This window comes from Saccharopolyspora dendranthemae, from assembly GCF_007829955.1.
Taxonomy (GTDB): Bacteria; Actinomycetota; Actinomycetes; order Mycobacteriales; family Pseudonocardiaceae; genus Saccharopolyspora; species Saccharopolyspora dendranthemae.
Genome location: NZ_VIWX01000003.1, coordinates 310,932 through 330,370, shown reverse-complemented (window position 1 = coordinate 330,370; position 19,439 = coordinate 310,932). Strand labels below are relative to the sequence as shown.

At 70.1% G+C, this 19,439-nt stretch carries 14 protein-coding genes; 10 read left to right on the top strand and 4 right to left on the bottom strand.

Annotated features, from left to right (window positions below):
• Window positions 1-89: 89 nt before the first annotated feature.
• Together FHU35_RS16725 and leuS are read right to left on the bottom strand one after the other, a co-directional pair.
• A complete protein-coding gene (locus FHU35_RS16725; protein WP_186459464.1) occupies window positions 90-2,033 on the bottom strand; it encodes an acyl-CoA dehydrogenase family protein in 1,944 nt (647 codons plus the stop codon).
• A gap of 225 nt (window positions 2,034-2,258) precedes the next feature.
• Window positions 2,259-5,165, bottom strand: coding sequence for a leucine--tRNA ligase (leuS, locus tag FHU35_RS16720; RefSeq protein WP_145740685.1), 2,907 nt, complete (start codon window positions 5,163-5,165; stop codon window positions 2,259-2,261).
• Window positions 5,166-5,456: 291 nt separating this feature from the next.
• Here leuS and FHU35_RS16715 point away from each other — a divergent pair, with 291 nt between their 5' ends.
• Window positions 5,457-5,858, top strand: coding sequence for an SdpI family protein (locus tag FHU35_RS16715; protein WP_145740683.1), 402 nt, complete (start codon window positions 5,457-5,459; stop codon window positions 5,856-5,858).
• Window positions 5,859-5,973: 115 nt separating this feature from the next.
• Here FHU35_RS16715 and FHU35_RS16710 read toward each other — a convergent pair whose 3' ends face one another.
• Entirely contained in the window at window positions 5,974-6,546 is a 573-nt protein-coding gene (locus FHU35_RS16710) for a YqgE/AlgH family protein (protein WP_145740681.1), read from the bottom strand.
• 151 nt (window positions 6,547-6,697) lie between these two features.
• Complete coding sequence (locus FHU35_RS16705) at window positions 6,698-8,182, bottom strand: CCA tRNA nucleotidyltransferase (protein WP_246110359.1); 1,485 nt, start codon at window positions 8,180-8,182, stop codon at window positions 6,698-6,700.
• A gap of 124 nt (window positions 8,183-8,306) precedes the next feature.
• On the opposite strand from FHU35_RS16705, the gene FHU35_RS16700 reads away from it, so the two are divergent.
• From FHU35_RS16700 to FHU35_RS16660, 9 genes are all read left to right on the top strand, one after another.
• Complete coding sequence (locus FHU35_RS16700; protein WP_145740679.1) at window positions 8,307-8,879, top strand: NUDIX hydrolase; 573 nt, start codon at window positions 8,307-8,309, stop codon at window positions 8,877-8,879.
• The gene (locus FHU35_RS16695) at window positions 8,876-11,086 is read left to right on the top strand and encodes a DUF6049 family protein (RefSeq protein ID WP_145740677.1); all 2,211 of its coding nucleotides are present in this window, start codon (window positions 8,876-8,878) and stop codon (window positions 11,084-11,086) included. The genes FHU35_RS16700 and FHU35_RS16695 overlap by 4 nt, the downstream gene beginning before the upstream one ends.
• Before the next feature lie 142 nt (window positions 11,087-11,228).
• Window positions 11,229-13,037, top strand: coding sequence for a murein biosynthesis integral membrane protein MurJ (gene murJ, locus FHU35_RS16690; protein WP_246110358.1), 1,809 nt, complete (start codon window positions 11,229-11,231; stop codon window positions 13,035-13,037).
• 84 nt (window positions 13,038-13,121) lie between these two features.
• Window positions 13,122-14,678: a protein kinase family protein gene (locus tag FHU35_RS16685; RefSeq protein WP_145740675.1), complete on the top strand. Its 1,557-nt coding sequence runs from the start codon at window positions 13,122-13,124 to the stop codon at window positions 14,676-14,678.
• Between the two features lie 132 nt (window positions 14,679-14,810).
• Window positions 14,811-15,416, top strand: a complete 606-nt coding sequence (gene sigM / locus FHU35_RS16680) for an RNA polymerase sigma factor SigM (RefSeq protein ID WP_145740672.1) — start codon at window positions 14,811-14,813, stop codon at window positions 15,414-15,416.
• The gene (locus FHU35_RS16675; protein ID WP_145740670.1) at window positions 15,413-16,219 is read left to right on the top strand and encodes an anti-sigma factor; all 807 of its coding nucleotides are present in this window, start codon (window positions 15,413-15,415) and stop codon (window positions 16,217-16,219) included. The genes sigM and FHU35_RS16675 overlap by 4 nt, the downstream gene beginning before the upstream one ends.
• Before the next feature lie 334 nt (window positions 16,220-16,553).
• Entirely contained in the window at window positions 16,554-17,534 is a 981-nt protein-coding gene (gene trxB / locus FHU35_RS16670; RefSeq protein ID WP_145740668.1) for a thioredoxin-disulfide reductase, read from the top strand.
• A gap of 55 nt (window positions 17,535-17,589) precedes the next feature.
• On the top strand, window positions 17,590-17,922 hold the full coding sequence (gene trxA, locus FHU35_RS16665; protein ID WP_484336723.1) for a thioredoxin: 333 nt from the start codon (window positions 17,590-17,592) through the stop codon (window positions 17,920-17,922).
• A 349-nt stretch (window positions 17,923-18,271) separates the two neighbouring features.
• On the top strand, window positions 18,272-19,420 hold the full coding sequence (locus FHU35_RS16660) for an N-acetylmuramoyl-L-alanine amidase (protein WP_145740663.1): 1,149 nt from the start codon (window positions 18,272-18,274) through the stop codon (window positions 19,418-19,420).
• Window positions 19,421-19,439: the final 19 nt, after the last annotated feature.

Here is a 19,439-nt window from a genome sequence, read left to right as displayed (position 1 = left end):
CACCCCCGGTGATCCTGGTTCCCGTGGGTGGGGGAAGTTTTCATGAGAACTTCCCCCACCCACGAGATCACCTCGTCGAGAGAACGAGATCAGGGGAGTGGGTTCGCCTTGTCGTGGGCGATCATCGTGTCCTGGCGGGAAGATTCGGCTCCGGTGGCGATCGGCGCGGTGAGCCACTGCCGCGGGAGGCCGAAGGCCTCGACCAGGTCGACGGCGTGCGGGCGGAGTTCGCCGCAGAGCTTGTTGATCGCCTGCGTGATGGACTTGGCACGGCGCGGGCTGATCCGCTCGTGCTCCAGGAACCACGCCTTGTCCTCCTCGATGATGGACAGGGCGTAGAGGTCGCAGAGCTTGTCGAGGATCTCGGCGTTGCGCGGGTCCTCGCAGCGGTCGACGGCGGCGACGAACGCGTCCAGCACCAGCCTGTCGATGTGCACCCGAGCCGCGCGCAGCACGTGGTCCTGAGCGTTGTTGAACACCTCGAAGGCGTTGTCCTTGTTGGCCTTCCGCAGTCGGCGGCCCAGCCCGTCGAGGACGTGCTCCTCGCGGTCGTCGAAGATCTTCAGCTGCCAGCCGCGGTCGAGGATGTCGTCCTTGTTCGAGGCGTCGATGATGCGCTGCACGATCGAGTTCGCCGCGGAGCGCTCGATGACCGCGCCGACGAACTGGTCCGCGACGAACTTCGCGAGGCCCAGCGTGCCGATCCCGTCGAACTGGTCCTTGTAGTTGGTCAGCAGCCCCTTCGCGACCAGCTGCAGCAGGACCGTGTTGTCGCCCTCGAACGTGGTGAACACGTCGGTGTCGGCCTTGAGCCCGGCGAGCTGGTTCTCGGTGAGGTAGCCGGCGCCGCCGCAGGCCTCGCGGCAGGTCTGGATGGTGTGCGTGGCGTGCCAGGTGGTGACCGCCTTCAGCCCGGCGGCTCGGGATTCCAGCTCGCGCTGGGCGCGCTCGTCACCACCGCGCTGCACCTCGTCGAGCGCCTGCACCAGCTCCTCCTGCGCGAAGTGCAGGGCGAACGACTTCGCCAGGGCGGGAAGGAGTTTCCGCTGGTGCGCCAGGTAGTCGAGGACGACGACCTCGTGGTCCGCGTCCGGCCGGTCGAACTGGCGGCGGGTCTCGCCGTAGCGCAGCGCGATCTCCAGTGCCAGCTTCGCCGCCGCGCCCGAGGTGCCCGCGACCGAGATCCGTCCGCGGATCAAGGTGCCGAGCATGGTGAAGAACCGCTTGCCCTGGCTGTCGATCGGGCTGCTGTAGGTGCCGTCCGCGGCGACGTCGCCGTAGCGGTTGAGCAGGTTCGCGCGAGGCACCCGCACCTGGTCGAAGTAGATGCGGCCGTTGTCGACCCCGTTGAGCCCGGCCTTGCGACCGCAGTCCTCGATCCGCACGCCCTCGCAGGTGTTCCCGGCCTCGTCGCGGAGGGGGACCATCAGCGCGTGCACGCCGTGGCTCTCGCCCTCGGTGATGAGCTGTGCAAACACCACGGCCATCCGGCCGTCGCGGGCCGCGTTGCCGATGTACTCCTTGCGGGCGGCCTCGTGCGGGGTGTGGACCACGAACTCCTGCGTGGCCGCGTCGTAGGTGGCGGTGGTGCGCAGGCTCTGGACGTCGGAACCGTGGCCGGTCTCGGTCATCGCGAAGCAGCCGGGCAGTTCGACGCTCATGATGTCGCGCAGGTAGCGCTCGTGGTGGCGCTCGGTGCCCAGCGCGACGACGGCCCCGCCGAACAGGCCCCACTGGACGCCGGACTTGACCATCAGCGACAGGTTGCCGCACAGCATCTCCAGCGAGACCACCGAACCGCCCTGGTCGTTCCCGCCGCCCTGGGCCGACGGGAACCCGAGCTCGGGAACACCGGACTTGGCCAGCAGGCGCAGCTGCTCCAGGGTGCGCGCGCGGTGGCTCTCGGTGTCGAGCCCGTCGGCGTCGCCCAGGTCGCTCTCACGCAGCGCCGCGCGGACGGTCTCGCGGACCGAGGCCCACCGCCCGTCGAGCAGGGTGCGGAGCTCGCTCGCGTCGAATGCCGGGTTGGTCATCGAGACCTCCAGTATCTCGTCCGATGCCGCCACCGTAGTTACCGGCGAGTAACCTCGCTATGCGACGTGGCTCACCACGCAGCGTAGTGCGGTACCGCCCGTCAGCCGCTCAGACACGACCGCACCACCCGGGGCGGAGACGACGATCTCCCCCGGCCTCCGGGGAGGCCGAGGGAGATCGGGTGGTGGGGGTGTTCGGTTCGGGATCGTGGTGGTCGGGAACCGTCAGGCGACGATGTTGACCAGGCGGTTGGGGACGACGATGACCTTGCGCGGGTCGTTGCCGTCCAGGGCCGCCGCGATCTTCTCGTCGGCCAGGGCCGCCGCCTTGACGGCGTCCTGGTCGGCCGAGGCCGGGACCTGGATTCGAGAGCGCACCTTGCCGTTGACCTGGATCGGGTACTCGATCGAGTCCTCGACCAGGTATTGCTCGTCGGCGACCGGGAACGGCCCGTGCGCCAGGCTCTCGGTGCGGCCCAAGCGGGTCCACAGCTCCTCGGCCAGGTGCGGGGTCAGCGGCGCCACCATCAGCACCAGCGGCTCGACCACCGAACGCGGCGTGCCCGCGGTCGACGCGTAGGTCTTGGTGATCCGGTTGTTGAACTCGATCAGCTTCGCCACGGCCGTGTTGAACCGCAGCTCGGCGAAGTCCTCCCGGACGCCCGCGATCGTCTTGTGCAGGGCGCGCAGCATCTCGGTGTCCGGCTCGGCGTCGGTCACCCGCAGCTCGCCGCTGCTCTCGTCGACGACGTTGCGCCACAGCCGCTGCAGGAACCGGTGCGAGCCGACGACGTCCTTGGTCACCCACGGACGCGAGGCCTCCAGCGGGCCCATCGACATCTCGTAGAGCCGCAGCGTGTCCACGCCGTAGGCGTCGGCCATCTCGTCCGGCGACACCGAGTTCTTCAGGCTCTTGCCCATCTTCCCGTACTCGCGGAAGACCTCTTCGCCCTGGTAGGAGAACTTCCCGCCGGACTCGGTGACCTCCTCGGCCGGGACGTAGACGCCCCGCGCGTCGGTGAAGGCGAAGGCCTGGATGTAGCCCTGGTTGTACAGCCGCCGGTAGGGCTCCTCCGAGGACACGTGGCCCAGGTCGTGCAGCACCTTGTGCCAGAAGCGGGAGTACAGCAGGTGCAGCACCGCGTGCTCCACGCCGCCGACGTACAGGTCGACGCCGCCCGGGTCGTTGCCACCGTGGGCCTGCGGGTTCTTGCCCATCCAGTACTGCTCGTTGGCCGGGTCGACGAACCGCTCGGAGTTGTCCGGGTCGATGTAGCGCAGCTGGTACCAGCAGGAACCCGCCCACTGCGGCATGACGTTGGTGTCGCGCTCGTAGTGCCGGAGCCCGTCGCCCAGGTCCAGCTCGACGTGGCGCCAGGCCTCGGCCTTCGCCAGCGGCGGCTCCGGGCTGGAGTTCGCGTCCTCCGGGTCGAAGGTGCGCGGCGAGTAGTCCTCGACCTCCGGCAGCTCGACCGGCAGCTGGTCCTCCGGCAGCGCGCGCGGCACGCCGTCGGAGCCGTAGACGATCGGGAACGGCTCTCCCCAGTACCGCTGCCGTGCGAACAGCCAGTCGCGCAGCTTGTACTGGACCGTGCCGCGACCGTGGCCGTGCTCCTCCAGCCACGCGATGACCGTCTTCTTCGCGTCCGCGATGTCCAAGCCGTTCAGGCTCAGGCCGGTGGTCTCCGATGCGGAGTTGATGGCCGGTCCGTCACCGGTGTAGGCGTCGCCGTCGAAGCCTTCGGCCGGCTGCACGGTGCGGATGATCGGCAGGCCCAGCGTCGTGGCGAAGTCCCAGTCGCGCTGGTCCTGGCCGGGGACGGCCATGATCGCGCCGGTGCCGTAGCCCATCAGCACGTAGTCGGCGATGAAGACCGGGATGCGGGCGCCGTTGACCGGGTTCGTGGCGTGAGCACCGATGAAGACGCCGGTCTTCTCCTTGTTCTCCTGCCGGTCCAGGTCCGACTTCATCGACGCGGCCCGCCGGTAGGCGGCCACGGCGTCCGCCGGGGTGGCCGCGCCGCCGGTCCAGCGCTCGTCCGCGCCGTCCGGCCACGAGGCGGTGACCAGCTCGTCGACCAGCGGGTGTTCCGGCGCCAGCACCATGTAGGTGGCGCCGAAGAGGGTGTCCGGACGGGTCGTGAAGACCTCGACGGAACGACCGGACTCGCCGATCGGGAACTCGACGTTGGCGCCCTGCGAGCGGCCGATCCAGTTCCGCTGCATCGTCTTGACCTTGTCCGGCCAGTCCAGCCGGTCCAGATCGTCGACCAGGCGGTCCGCGTAGGCGGTGATCCGCATCATCCACTGCTTCAGGTTCCGGCGGAACACCGGGAAGTTGCCGCGCTCGGTCAGCCCGTCCGCGGTCACCTCCTCGTTGGCCACCACGGTGCCCAGGCCGGGTGCCCAGTTGACCGGTGCCTCGGACAGGTAGGCCAGCCGGTGCGCATCGACGACCTCGGTGCGCTCGGCCTCGGACAGCTCCGCCCACGGGCGGCCGTCCGGCGTCGCGCGCTCGCCGGCGGCGAACTCGGTCTCCAGCTCGCTGATCCGCCGCGCGCGGCCCTTGCCGCCGTCGGCGTCCGGGTCGTACCAGGCGTTGAAGATCTGCAGGAAGATCCACTGCGTCCACCGGTAGAACTCGATGTCGGTGGTGGCGATGCGGCGGCGCTCGTCGTGCCCCAGGCCCAGCCGGCGGATCTGGCCCAGGAAGCGCTGGATGTTGGCCTCGGTCGTGGTGCGCGGGTGCGTGCCCGTCTGCACCGCGTACTGCTCGGCGGGCAGGCCGAAGGAGTCGAAGCCCATCGTGTGCAGCACGTTGCGGCCCTGCATCCGGTGGAAGCGGGCGTAGACGTCGCTGCCGATGTAGCCCAGCGGGTGGCCGACGTGCAGGCCGGAACCGGACGGGTACGGGAACATGTCCTGGACGAACAGCTTGTCCTCGGGCACCGCGCCGTCGGCGAGCGGGCCCGTCGGGTTCGGCGCGTGGAACGTGCCGCGCTCGGTCCACTCCCGCTGCCAGCGCTGCTCGATCTCGGTGGCGGTACCCGCCGTGTACCGGAACGGCGGGACTTCCTCTGCTGAAGAAGCCGCCGACCCGGCCGTGTTGGCCCCTTCTGGCTGGCCAGTCATGTTCTGCGTCCTTCCCTGCTCCGCCGGAACGCGCGCGTTCGTGCGCACCAGTGTGCCGCCCCCCGAAAACGGAAAACCCCCCAGGCCCTGGTCGGGCATGAGGGGTCGCCGCGCTGAACCGGTCTCATCGGCTCAACGCGGCCTCGCAAGAAGCAGCCTCGCGCTCATACCTCCAGCGTATCGGACCAGGCGAAACCTTTTCCGGCCAGCCGTTCGGCGGGACGTGTGGGGCAAGGCACCTCGAGGCGATGTCCGGCAGATCGCCCCCGGGCGGAGGTTTAGGCTGCTGGGGTGCTCGCTGTTCAGGTGGTCCTTTGCGCGGTTCTGATCCTCGGCGGAGCGGCCCTGCTGCTGCTCGGGTTCCGGGGCTTCCGGGGTTCGCTGCCCCTCAACACCTACGTCGGCGTGCGGACCCCCGCCGCGATGCGCAGCGAAGAGGCCTTCGAGCTCGCCAACCGGGCCGCCGGTCCGGCGATGCTCGCCGCCGGTGCGATCGCCGCGCTGGCCGGGATCTCGATGCCGGCGCTGGCGAGCGGGTTCAGCGTCGCGATGGTCGCGGTGCTCGGCCTGGTCGGCGCGTTCGTGCTGATGACCCTGGGCGGGGTTGTGGGCAACCGCGCCGCCGAGACCGTGCCCGCCCCTGCACAGGCAGGTGGCTGCGGCGGTTGCGCGGGCGGCTGCTGCGGCGGCTGACCAGTGCGTTCGCGCTTGTCCCCAAGCTATCCACAGGCAGTTGTCCACAGGCTGTGGAGAAGTGGTCGTGGGGAAGTTTTCATGAGAACTTCCCCACCTGCCGAACAGGTCCTGGTCAGTTCAGCTTGACGTCTCCGGGATGGGTGGCCAGGAACGCCAGCGGCGGCCCCTGCCTGCGCAGCACCCTCGACCACAGCTCGGTGTCCGGATCGGCGATGACGTCGTCCGGCAGCGCGGGGACGACCAGCCAGTCACCCCGGTCGAGCTCGCCCGCCAGCTGTCCCGCGTCCCAGCCCGCGTAGCCCGCGAAGAAGCGCAGTCCCCGGGCCCTGGGCGCGAGCGCCTCCGGATCACCGTCGAGGTCGACCAGTCCCACCGGGCCGCGCACCCCGACCACGCCGTCGATGGCCGCGACGTCCTCGCCTGCCCGCAGCGCGGCCAGGCAGATGGCCGTGCTCTGCTCGACGGGCCCGCCCACGAACAACGACGGGGGGAGGGTCGCGTGGTCACCCCACTTCGGGAGCACGTCGTTGACCGCGACCTCGCTCGGCCGGTTCAGCACGACGCCGAGGGTGCCCTCCGACCGGTGGTGGATGACGTAGACGACGGTGCGCCGGAAGTTCTTGTCCATCAGCTGCGGAGCAGCGACCAGCAGCGTCCCCGGCTCCACCTCAGCGTCCGATCCCACCTCCGCATGATCTCACCGGATGACCGGAGCTGACCCCTTCCCGGCGCAACAAGATGGGCGGAAAGCCGGAAATCGATACGAATCAGCGATGACCATCGAGAACTAATACTCAATGGTCATCGTTCAGTATTAATACCGACCCAGCGGAAGGTCACTGACCAGGCGTTTCGATGCCCTGCTCGCGGGCCCAGCGGTGGAGTTCCTCGATGGCCTCCTCGCGGGACATCGGTCCGCGATCGAGCCGGAGTTCCTTGAGGTGCTTCCACGCCTTGCCCACGACCGGCCCCGGATCCACCCCGAGCAGCCCCATGATCTCGTTGCCGTCGAGGTCCGGGCGAACCTTCGCCAAGTCCTCCTCGGCGGCGATCCGGTCGATCCGCTCCTCGAGGTCGTCGTACGCGCGCTGCAGCGCGCCGGCCTTGCGCTTGTTGCGGGTCGTGCAGTCGGCGCGAACCAGCTTGTGCAGCCGGGGCAGCAGCGGACCCGCGTCGCTGACGTAGCGGCGGACCGCCGAATCGGTCCACTGCCCGTCGCTGTAGCCGTGGAACCGCAGGTGCAGGAACACCAGGTCGGAGACCCGGTTGATGACGTCCTTGGGGTAGCGCAGCGCCCGCAGCCGCTTGCGGGTCATCTTCGCCCCGACCACCTCGTGGTGGTGGAAGCTGACCCCGCCGCCGGACTCGAATCGCCTGGTGGCGGGCTTGCCGATGTCGTGCAGCAGAGCCGCCAGCCGCAGCACCAGGTCCGGTTCGGCGTCCGGGTCCGCGGCCTTCTCCAGGTCGATCGCCTGGTCGAGCACGGTCAGCGAGTGGCGGTAGACGTCCTTGTGCTGGTGGTGCTCGTCGATCTCCAGCTTCATCGCGGGCAGCTCGGGAAGCACGTGCTCGGCCAGGCCGGAGTCCACCAGCAGCTCCACGCCGCGCCGCGGGTGCTGTCCGCACAGCAGCTTCGACAGCTCCACCTGCACCCGCTCCGGGGTGATCCGGGCGATCTCGCCGGACATCTCGGTCATCGCCGCCACCACCCGGTCGCTGGGCTCGAAGCCCAGCTGAGCGACGAAGCGGGCCGCGCGCAGCATCCGCAGCGGGTCGTCGGCGAAGGACTCCTCGGGCGTCGCCGGGGTGTCGAGCCGTTCGGCGACCAGGTCGGTCATGCCGCCGTGCAGGTCCACGAAGGTGCGCTCGGGCAGCTCGATGGCCATCGCGTTGACGGTGAAGTCCCGGCGCAGCAGATCGCCTTCGATGCTGTCGCCGAAGTCCACCTCGGGGTTGCGGCCGACGCGGTCGTAGCTGTCGGCGCGGAAGGTGGTGATCTCGACCGCGGTGCCGTGCCGGAAGGCGCCGAGCGTGCCGAACTGGATCCCGGTGTCCCAGATCGTCTCCGCCCACCCGCTCAGCAGCTCGCGGACCTGCTCGGGCCGCGCGTCGGTGGTGAAGTCCAGATCGGTGCCCAGGCGCCCCAGCAGCGCGTCCCGCACGCTGCCGCCCACCAGGTACAACCGGTGCCCGGCCGCGGCGAACCGCTTGCCCAGCTCTTCGGCGACCGGTGCGACCTTGATCAGCTCGACGACCGCGTTGCGCTGCGCGTCCCGCTCCAAGGACGTCTGATCGGAACCGGAGGGCTGCTCGTTCGACACGATTAACCAGGGTATAGCCCGCTGAACCGCGCCCACGACGCGCGCTCGCAACAGCGCCGGCGTTCCACCGCCCGCGCCGCTCCAGCGAGACGACCCGCGATCGCGAAACCACTACCATCAGGGCATGCCCCCGTCGCCCGGCCGCTCCGGCGGTTCCCAGCCGGGGCGTCGAAACCGGCGCCGACGGCGTCGGCTGCGGACGGTCGACGAAACCTCGGCCGGTGGACTGGTGATCGACAGCGCTCACGAGCTGGCTGCGATCATCGGGAGGTTGGATCGCAGGGGGCGGCTGTTGTGGTCGCTGCCGAAGGGGCACATCGAGCCTGGTGAGACGCCGGAGCAGACCGCGGTGCGGGAAGTCACCGAGGAAACCGGCATCATCGGCCGTGTCGTCACCGCGATCGGCACCATCGATTACTGGTTCGTCGCGGGAAATCGGCGAATCCACAAGACCGTTCACCACTTCCTGATGGACGCGGTGGGCGGAGAGCTGTCCGACGAGGACGTGGAGGTCACCGAGGTGGCATGGGTGCCGCTCGGTGAGCTGGACGAGGTGTTGGCCTACGCCGACGAACGCCGGCTGGTGCGCCGGGCCCTGAGCCTGCGCGACGGTGGCGATCACGGCGGCGCCGGTCTCGCGGGAAGCGAGCGCCTCGGGGCACGACCGACAAGAGGGAGCGGGACGGAGCAGACGTGAGGTTCCTGCTGGCCGCGCTGAGCGCGGTGCTGTTGTTCGCGATGCTGCCGGTGATGCCGGCGACCGCGCAGAGCGGCAGTTCAGCCGACTTCGACGTGACCAAGGTCACGCCCTCGGTGGTGGGTGAGGGATCTCCGGGTGAAGTCGTCGTCAGCGGCCGGCTGACCAACTCGGGCTCGCGCGCGCTCACCGGCGTCCAGGCCCGCATCGAGCGCGGCGCACCGCCGAGCAGCGAGCCCGCGCTGCAGCGGGCCATGAGCGAAGAGACCGACGGCATCACCCAGCCCGCCTCCTCGCCGGTCACCGACCGGCTCGAACCCGGCCAGTCGATGCCGATCCAGATCCGGGTCCCGCTGACCGGCGCGAACTCGCTCCAGCTCACCGAGCCCGGCGTCTACCCGCTGGTGGTCGACATCCAGTCGGGACGCGGGCAGGCCGCCGAAGCCCAGTTCCTGCTGCCGGTCAGCGCGCTGCCCGGCCAGCCGCCGCAGCGTCCCGCGCAACCGACTCCGACGTCCCTGGTGGTGCCGATCGTCGACACCCCGCGGCTGGAGCGCGAAGCGCTGCCCGGCGGGCGCGCGGTGCTGGTCGACGACCAGCTGTCCACGTCGCTGGCCCCCGGCGGACGGCTCTACGACCTCGTGGAGGCCATCAGCGACAGCGCGCGGGCCGGTTCCTCGCTGGGCAACGCGATGTGCTTCGCCATCGACCCCGACCTGCTGATCACCGCCAAGGCCATGCAGGGCGGCTACCAGGTCCGCCAGCCCAACGGCACCCTCGTCGAGGGCATCGGCCGCTCCGCGGCGGACCTGTGGCTGACCAAGCTGCGCCAGGCCACCACCGGCCGCTGCGTGATCTCGCTGCCCTACGCCGACGCCGACGTCGTCGCGCTGGGTCGCGCCGGGCTCAGCGACCTGGTCGACGGAGCGATGGACGGCTCCCAGCTGATCAGCGCCCAGGACGGGCTCGGTGTGGAACCGCGGGACGTCATGTGGCCGATCGAGGGCGCCCTGCCCGACCCGCCGGTCGGCGACCTGCCCTCGACGATGCTGCTCGACACCCGGTCGATGAACATCCCGGCCGGATCGCTGTCACCGGTCAAGCTGCGCGGGCAGAACCGGACCGCCATCCCCATCGACCCGCTGCTGGCGTCGGCGCTGGACCCCAACCGCGACACCAAGCAAGAGGTCACCGAGCCCTCACCGCCGCACGGCAGCGGGCTGAGCGCGCAGAACGCGCTCGGCGCGCTGGCCTTCCGGGCCACCAACGCCTTCGTGCCGAACGGGACCTCGGTGATGGTGCCGCCGCGCCGCTGGAACATGCGAGCCGATGACCTGCGCGGACTGCTCACCGGCCTGTCGAAGCTGGACGCCGACGGACTGATCCGGCTCACCGCCCTGCCCTCGCCGAACCCGGCGACGCTGGAGGAAGCCGAGCTGACCTACCCGGTGCAGGCCGGGGGCTCGGAGATCCCGCGCGAGGTGGTCGACGCGCTGGCGGCGCAGAACTTCAAGGTCGGCGACCTCGCCCGCTCCTCCGACGCGGACCGGGCCCAGACCGTCTCGCCGGGCCGGGTGACCACCCCGCTGCGGAACGGCCTGCTGCACGGCGTCTCCAGCGCCTGGCGCGGCAACTCCGGCGCGGCCGAGGACTGGGTCCGGCGTTCCACCGGCCCGATCAACGACATGCTCGGCAAGGTCCGCATCGAGGAGTACCCGGGCACGACCAACCGGTTGTCCTCCGACAGCCCGATCCCGGTCACCGTGGTCAACGACCTGCCGTTCACCGTCGGCATCCGGTTCAAGATCCCCACGGTTCCCGGCGTCGAGGTGCAGCACGACTTCGGCGGTGGTCTGGCCACCGTCCCCGCCAACGGCAGGCGCCAGTTCATGCTGGAGGCGTCCGCGCAGCGCGCGGGCCGGTTCATGGTCGACATCAGCGTGACGGCCGAGTCCGGCACCCCGCTCGGGACGACCAAGCGGCTGCCGATGGAGTCCACCGAGTACGGCGCCATGATCCCGTGGCTGACCGGCATCGCGGGAGCCGTGCTGGTGCTGATGTCGATCCGCCGGATCGTGAAGAAGGCCAAGGGCCGCAGGGAGCGCAAGGCCGGTTCCCAGCCGTCGGCGGACGCCGCCGAGACCCAGCCGCTGGCGCACGCCTCGACCGTCGCCTGGCCGCAGCGGGACGCCGACGGCGAAGTCTGAGCAACACGGCGAGGTCTGAGCAACACGGCGAGGTCCGAGCAACCGGGTCGTGGACCCGAACGAGTGGCACGACCGCCTCTGAGATCCTGGTGCGAACGTCCCGGTCTCCCGGGTGGCGCAGGCGCGGATAAGGATTGACGCAGTGAACCGACAAGATCCACGGCGGACGAGCGGGCGGCCCGACGGCCCGACCATGCCGATCCACCGCACCCCCGTGCCGGGAGCCAACGGCAGGCAGGGCTGGCACGTCGCCGAGACGCAGCCGATCTCCGCGATCCCCGCCGAACCCGGGCCGGACCAGGCCTTCGAGCAGGCCGCGGAGCAGACGCAGATCATCCGACCGGTCTCGCCCGGCAAGCCGTCGCTGCTCAAGGCGAGCGGTTCGATGGCCATCGCGACGCTGATCAGCCGGATCACCGGATTCCTGTGGAAGCTGCTGCTGGCCTTCGCCGTCGGCTTCAGCGTCGTCAACGACTCGTTCAACGTCTCCAACACGCTGCCCAACAGCATCTTCGAGCTGCTCATCGGCGGCGTGCTGACCAGCGTCGTGGTGCCGGTGCTGGTGCGCTCGCAGAAGGCCGACGCCGACGGCGGTCAGCGGTTCGTGCAGCAGATGATGACGCTGGCCGTGGTGGTGCTGGGCATCGGCACGATCATCGCCGTGGTCTGCGCCCCGCTGCTGACCTGGATCTTCGTCACCGAGTCGGACACGTCCAACACCGATCTGGTCAACGTCCTGGCCTACCTGCTGCTGCCGCAGATCTTCTTCTACGGCCTGTCCGCGCTGGCCGGCGCGATCCTGCAGTCGAAGCAGATCTTCAGCCCGCCGGCCTGGGCGCCGGTGGTCAACAACCTGGTCGTGATCGTCACGATCGGCGTCTACATGCTGCTGCCCGGCGAGATGTCGCTGGACCCCGTCTCGATGACCGACGCGCACGTCCTGGTGCTGGGCCTCGGCGTCACGCTCGGCGTGGTCAGCCAGGCCGCCATCCAGGTGCCCGCGCTGCGCGCCACCGGGTTCACCTTCCGCTGGCGCTGGGGCTGGGACTCGCGGCTCTCGGAGTTCGGCGGGCTGGCGCTGTGGATGCTGGCCTACGTCGCGGTCAGCCAGGTCGGCCTGATCGCGCTGAGCCGGGTGGCCTTCACCGGCGACGCGGGCGGCTGGTCGACCTACAACTACGTCTGGATGCTGCTGCAGCTGCCCTACGGCGTCATCGGCTTCTCGATCATGACCGCGATCCTGCCCCGCATGTCGGCGGCGGCCGCGGACGGCGACTACGCCAAGGTGATCGACGACCTGTCGCTGGGCAACCGGCTCTCGACGGTGACGCTGATGCCGGTCAGCGCCATCATGACCGCGCTCGGCGTGCCGCTGGCGCTGTCGCTGTTCGCGCTGCGCGGCGAGACCGGATCGGCCACGACGCTCGGTCTGGCACTGGCGATTTCCGCCTTCGGCGTGCTGCCGTACGCGCTGACGATGATGCAGATGCGGACGTTCAACTCGCTCAACGACGCCCGCACGCCGACGCTGATCATGGTCGTGATGACGGTCGCGAAGGTGCTGCTGGCGATCCTGGTCGCCGCGATGCTGCCGCCGGACCAGATCGTGTTCGGCCTGACCTTCGTCAACTCGTTCACCTTCATCGTGGGCTGGCTGGTCGGCGAGGCGTGGCTGCGGCATCGGCTCGGACCGCTCGGAAGTCGCCGATTCCTGGTCACATTGGGCAAATCGCTCATCGCGTCGGTGATCGGCGGACTCGCCGCCTGGGGTGTCGCCCTCGGCATCGACGCGCTGGTACCGGGATCGGCCGGAGCCGGAACCGGCTGGCTGCAGCTGCTCATCGGCAGCGCGGTCGGCTTCGCGGTGATCTTCGGGATCATGTCGATGCTTCGGGTGGCCGAACTTCAACCCGCCATCGGGCGCCTCGCCGGTTTGCTGCGTCGTCGCTGACATTCCCGTCACGTACCCTCATGTAGGAAGTCTCCTTCCGTGAGGGCAACCCGTAGGCGGACCGGAGGGAGCGGGAGAGGGAAGGTGACCAGCAAACCGACCGAGCGGATCGCGGCGGACAGCGAAGAACCGGAAGCCGATGCTTCGACGGAGCAGCTCACACCCGGCCGGGTTTTGGATCACGGCCGGTACCGGCTGCTCTCCAAAGTCGGCACCGACGAGCGCTGCAACGCCGAACTGTGGCGTGCCAAGGACGGAGTCCTGGGCCGCGACGTCGCGCTGACGATCCTGATCGGGGATCGCGCCGACGCCGAGGCCGCCACCAACGCGCGACGCACCCTGGAACGCGCGATGCACGCCAGCACCTTCAACCACGTCGGCGTCGCGCGGGTGCTCGACGTCGTCACCCAGTCCGCAGGTGATCCCCCCGGCGTTCTCGGCCTGGTCATCGCCGAGTGGACGCACGGCACGGACCTCCTGGACCTGGTCGCCGAAGGACCGCTGCCTCCCGGCACCGCTGCTCGGCTGATGCAGCCGCTGGCGGCCGCCGTCGAGTCGGCGCACCACGCGGGCCTGGTCCTGGGCGCCGATCACCCCCAGCGCATCCGGGTCACACCGGAAGGCGAAGTGCGGATGGCGTTCCCCGGGCCGCTCTCGCACGCGACCTCCAGCGACGACGTGCGGGGCCTCGGCGCCGCGCTGTACCTGCTGCTGACCGGTCGCTGGGCGCTGGGCGACGCGCCCGAGGCCCTGCCGCCGGCACCGACCGGACCGGACGGAAACCTCGTCGCACCACGCACTCTCCGCCCGACCGTGCCGATGGAGCTGTCCACCGTCGCGGTCCGGGCGCTGGGCAACCCGGATTCGACCGGCACCACCGGTGGAGTCCGCACGGGTGCCGCGGTGCTGCGCGTGCTGGAGCAGTACGCGACGTACGAACCCGCCAACACGCTCGCCGGCGGCACACCGCCGGCCGAGTCGAACGAGGTGTGGCGTCGCGACGATCCGAAGCCGGACCACGCGAAGCGCCGCAAGCTCGCGATCAGCGTGGGAGTGCTGGCCGTCGCGACGATCCTGGTGATCGGCTGGATCGCCGTCGGCGTGATCGGCATCTTCACCGAGTCGAACCAGCAGAGCGGCACCGGCCAGGTGATCCAGGGCAACAACCCGGGCACCGCCGCGCAACAACCGCGGCCGGCGGCACCGGTGCGGATCTCGGAGGGCACGTCCTACACGGCGAAGGGCGAGCCCGACGCGCCGAACCGGATCAACAACCTGTTCGACGGCGATCCGAGCACGCACTGGTCGACCTTCGGCTACTTCCAGCAGCTCGGTCCCGGCGGCATCAACACCGCGACCGGTGCCGTGCTGACCCTGGAACGTCCTGCGGTGCTGCAGCAGATCGTCATCAACTCGCCCAGCGCGGGGACGAAGGTGGAGATCCGCCAGGTCGACGGTTCGCCGAGCATGGACTCCAAGCTGCTCGGCGGCGGAGTCCTCGCCGCCGGTGACACGCCGATCCAGCTGGAGGCGGCCGCGCCCAGCAGCAAGATCCTGGTCGTGGTCACCGAGCTGGCGCAGAACGGCGGGCAGTTCACCTCGCAGATCAACGAGATCGCGCTGACCGGATCGGCCGCCTGACCCGGCGACACGACGAGCGGACGTGATCACCAGCGTGATCACGTCCGCTCCTCTCGTTGCTGACCAGGGAAATCCGGTCGCGTTCGACGCACGCGCCCTGGGGCCTTCTCACGATCAGTATTGTCATGACCCGTGTCTGTCCCTGCCCCCTCAGACGCCGAACTCATAGCGGCGCACGCACACGGGGATCCACATGCGTTCTCCGAACTCTTCCGCCGACATCGGGACCGGCTGTGGGCCGTGGCGCTGCGGACCATGCGCGATCCCGACGAAGCGGCCGACGCGCTGCAGGACGCCATGATCTCGGCCTTCCGCAACGCCGCGTCGTTCCGCGCCGAATCGCGGGTCACCACCTGGCTGCACCGGATCGTGGTGAACGCGTGCCTGGACCGGATCCGGCGCCGTCAGGCGAGGCCCACGGTTCCGCTGCCCGAAACGGGCCCCGAACCGGCGGTCCCGCGCGACGCGATCGCCGATCGGGACACCAGCATGGTCGTGCAGGAAGCGCTGTCCCAGCTCCCCGAGGACCAGCGAGCGGCGATCGTCCTGGTCGACGTCGAGGGGTATTCGGTGGCCGAGGCCGCCGCGATGCTCGGCGTCGCCGACGGCACCGTCAAGAGCCGCTGCGCACGCGGGCGGGCAAGACTCGCGAAACTTCTGGGGCACCTGCGGAACCCAAGTGCAGATGCGAACGTCCCAGATGACGCTATGGCAATGCGTCGACGGGAGGGACGATGAGTGGGGAGAGCCGGCGCGCGGAAGCGCCGCAGGGACCACCCTGGTCCCTTGACCTCCTGGCCGATCTGCACGCGGGAGTGCTGGATGGCCCGACCGCCGACGAACTGCGTCGTCAGGTCGAAGCGGACCCGGAGGCCCGGGAGATCATGGCGGCGCTGGACGCCACCAGCACCGATCTCGCCGACCTGCCGCCGCTGACCATTCCCGACGACGTCTCCGCGCGCATCGACGCCGCCCTGCAGGACGAGGTCCGCAACTGGGACCACGCCCCGCAGCAGTCGCCCGCGCCGCCGGCACCCGCTGCCGGTGAGGCCCAGGTCGTCGACTTCGCCGCGGCCAAGGCCCGCCGACGTCGCAGGACCACCATCGGGGCCGGTCTGGTGGGCGTCGCCGCCGCGGCCGCGGCCGTGATCGTCGCGGTGCTGCCGGGAACCGGCGAGGACAGCAACACCGCCCAGCCACCCGTCCCGAACACCCAGCCAGGCGGTGGTCAGGGGGCTCCGCTGGCCCTGAGCGGCGACCAGGTCACCCTCGACGGGCAGCAGTTCTCGCAGGTCATGTCCTCGGACCAGTACATCTCGACGCTCGCAGACCCGCAGCAGCTGATCGGCTGCCTGCAGGCCAACGGCGTCCGGGGCGGAAAACCGATGGGGGCCCGCGAGATCACCCTCGACGGCCGACCGGGTCAGCTGCTGATCCTGCCGGGCGGCGGCATCGGCAAGTTCCGCCTCCTGGCGGTCGGTCCCGACTGCGGCACGGGACACCCCTCGACGATCTCCGACAGCACCTTCGGTGGCGGCTGAGACCTGATCTCGCGCTCGTTCCGCTCGCCGGACGACGAGCGGGTCCTCCGGGGCCGGGAGCCGCGCCTGGCGGACGCTCATCGGCGTCCCCGCTCCCTCCCGGAGGAACCGCAGGTCGCGAGGCCGTTCCGCGACTCCCGTCCACCCGCGCTCGACCCGGTCCCGGCAGGCGCTGCCCGCGCGTGCCGGGACCGTCGTCGCGACGAGATCCAGGCGCGGTGTGCTCTGCGGCACCGGGTCCCTGAGATCGGGAACATCGCCGAATAGGATCGCGTTGATGCCAATACCGTCACGCTCCTCGCGCGGCGGAGACGCGACGAAGGGAAGGGGCACGGTGACCAGCGACGTCCGCAACGTGATCATCGTCGGTTCCGGTCCTGCCGGCTACACCGCTGCGGTGTACGCGGCACGGGCAGAGCTGGAGCCGGTGATCTTCGAGGGAACCCAGTTCGGTGGCGCACTGATGACCACCACCGACGTGGAGAACTACCCCGGGTTCTCCGACGGGATCATGGGTCCCGACCTGATGGAGCAGATGCGCTCCCAGGCCCAGCGCTTCGGCGCCGAGCTGCGCACCGAGGACGTCGAGCGCATCGACCTCTCCGGTGACGTCAAGACCGTCGTCGCCAACGGGGTGGAGCACAAGGCCCGCGCCGTCATCCTCGCGATGGGTGCCGCGGCCCGCTACCTCGACGTCCCGGGCGAGGAAACCCTGCTCGGCCGCGGCGTGTCCGCCTGCGCCACCTGCGACGGGTTCTTCTTCCGCGACCAGGACATCGCCGTCATCGGCGGCGGTGACTCGGCGATGGAGGAGGCCACCTTCCTGACCCGCTTCGCGAAGTCGGTGACCATCATCCACCGCCGCGACGAGTTCCGCTCCTCCAAGATCATGCTGGAGCGCGCGCGGGCCAACGAGAAGATCAAGTGGCTGACCAACAAGGCCGTCGACGAGGTCCAGGGCGAGGGCAAGGTCGCCGGGCTGAAGCTGCGCGACACCGCCACCGGTGAGACCTCCGAGCTGGCGGTCAGCGGGATGTTCGTGGCCATCGGCCACGACCCGCGCAGCCAGCTGGTCCGCGGCCAGGTCACCCTCGACGACGAGGGCTACGTGCAGGTCGAGCAGCCCGGCACGCACACCGGCATCCCCGGCGTGTTCGCCTGCGGCGACCTGGTGGACCACACCTACCGGCAGGCCATCACCGCCGCCGGTTCCGGTTGCTCCGCCGCGATCGACGCCGAGCGCTGGCTCGCCGAGCACGAGACCCCGCAGGCCGAGGTCGCCTCCGAGCTGGTCGGCGGCGGCTACGGGGCCTGACCCCGAGCTCACCGTTCGACACCCAGACCACTTCAACCGAAGCAGAAACAGGGAGATGAACATGGCCGGCAACACCGTGACCGTGGACGCCGATTCCTTCAAGAGCACCGTCCTGGACAGCGACAAGCCCGTGCTGGTCGACTTCTGGGCGACCTGGTGCGGCCCATGCAAGATGGTCGCCCCGGTGCTGGAGGAGATCGCCGACGAGCACGCCGACAAGATCACCGTCGCCAAGCTCGACATCGACCAGAACCCCAGCGTGTCCCGCGACTACCAGGTGATGTCGGTCCCGACCCTGCTGGTCTTCCAGAACGGCGAGCCGGTCAAGCAGATCGTCGGCGCCAAGCCGAAGGCCGCTCTGCTGTCGGACCTCTCCGACTACCTGTGATGTCGCTCGTGTGATGTCGCTGTGAAGTCCGCCTCGTTTCGAGGCAACCGAATAACGCGCACCCGCCGTCTTGTCGATAGGACAGTGACGGCGGGTTCGTGCTTTCACGATGGCTGCTCCCACTGCGGCAACGCGTTCCACCGCAGCGAGGGATCACTCGTGTACGGTCCGTTGTCGCACGTCCGGCCCGGTGCTCGTAGGCCGCAGCGCCGGGGTACGGCACGCAAGGCACAATGACCCGACGGGTCCGACAGCCCGCGGGCCCGCTCCGCAACGCGAAAGACTCGGGACAACCCCGATCATCCTCCGCGTCGGTGTCGCGCCGACGCCTGAATCGAGCGAGGAGTGCATGCAGCTGCTCCACCGCGGTGACGTCGGTCCGGCCGTTGCCGAGATCAAGAACACCCTTGCGTCGCTGGGACTGCTGCCGGCCAACGGCCGGCCGGGGCCCGCGCTCTTCGACGAAGCGGTGGAACAAGCGGTACGCGGTTTTCAGCAGCAGCGCGGCCTGATCACCGACGGCGTCGTCGGCTCGGCCACCTATCGCGCACTCACCGACGCCCGCTGGCGCCTCGGCGACCGCTCGCTGGCGTTCCTGGTGTCCAAGCCGATCAGCGGTGACGACGTGTTCGCCCTGCAGGAGCGCCTGCTGGAGCTGGGCTACGACGCGGGCCGCCCCGACGGGATCTTCAGCGCGGAGACGGAGCAGGCGCTGCGCAGCTTCCAGCGCGACTACGGGCTCACCCCGGACGGCATCTGCGGTCCCGGCACGTTGCGCGCGCTCAAGCAGCTCGCCCCCAAGGTCCGCGGTGGCCGGCCGGTGTTCCTCCGCGAGCAGGAGAAGGTGCGCCGGGCCGGACCGCGGCTGCGCGGCAAGCGCATCGTGATCGACCCCGGCCACGGGGGCGGCGACCGCGGCGTCACCTCGGGCGACGTCTCCGAGGCCGACCTGACCTGGGACCTGGCCCGCCGGCTCGAAGGCCGGATGGTGGCCACCGGCATGGAAGCGCTGATCACGCGCGGCCCCAACGCCTGCCCGCCGGACGCCGACCGCGCCAAGTTCGCCAACGAGGCCGGTGCCGACATGTTCCTGTCGCTGCACGCGGACGCCAACCCGTCCTCGCTGGCCGAGGGCGTCGCGAGCTTCCACTTCGGCACCGGCAACGGCACCACCTCGACGGTGGGGGAGGCGCTCGCCGGGTTCCTGCAGCGCGAGATCGTGGCCCGCACCGGCATGCGCGACTGCCGCACCCACCCGAAGACCTGGGACGTCCTGCGGCTGACCCGGATGCCCGCGGTGCGGATGGAGATCGGTTACCTGACCAACGACGGCGACCGCAACCGGCTGCTCGACCCGGCGTTCCGCGACGTGGTGGCCGAAGGCCTGCTGGTCGCGGTCAAGCGCCTCTACCTGCTCGGCAAGGACGACCAGCCGACGGGCACGTTCACCTTCGACGATCTGCTGCGCCACGAGCTGGCGCGCGCCGAGGGCGCCTGAGAACTCCTGCACCCGCTTC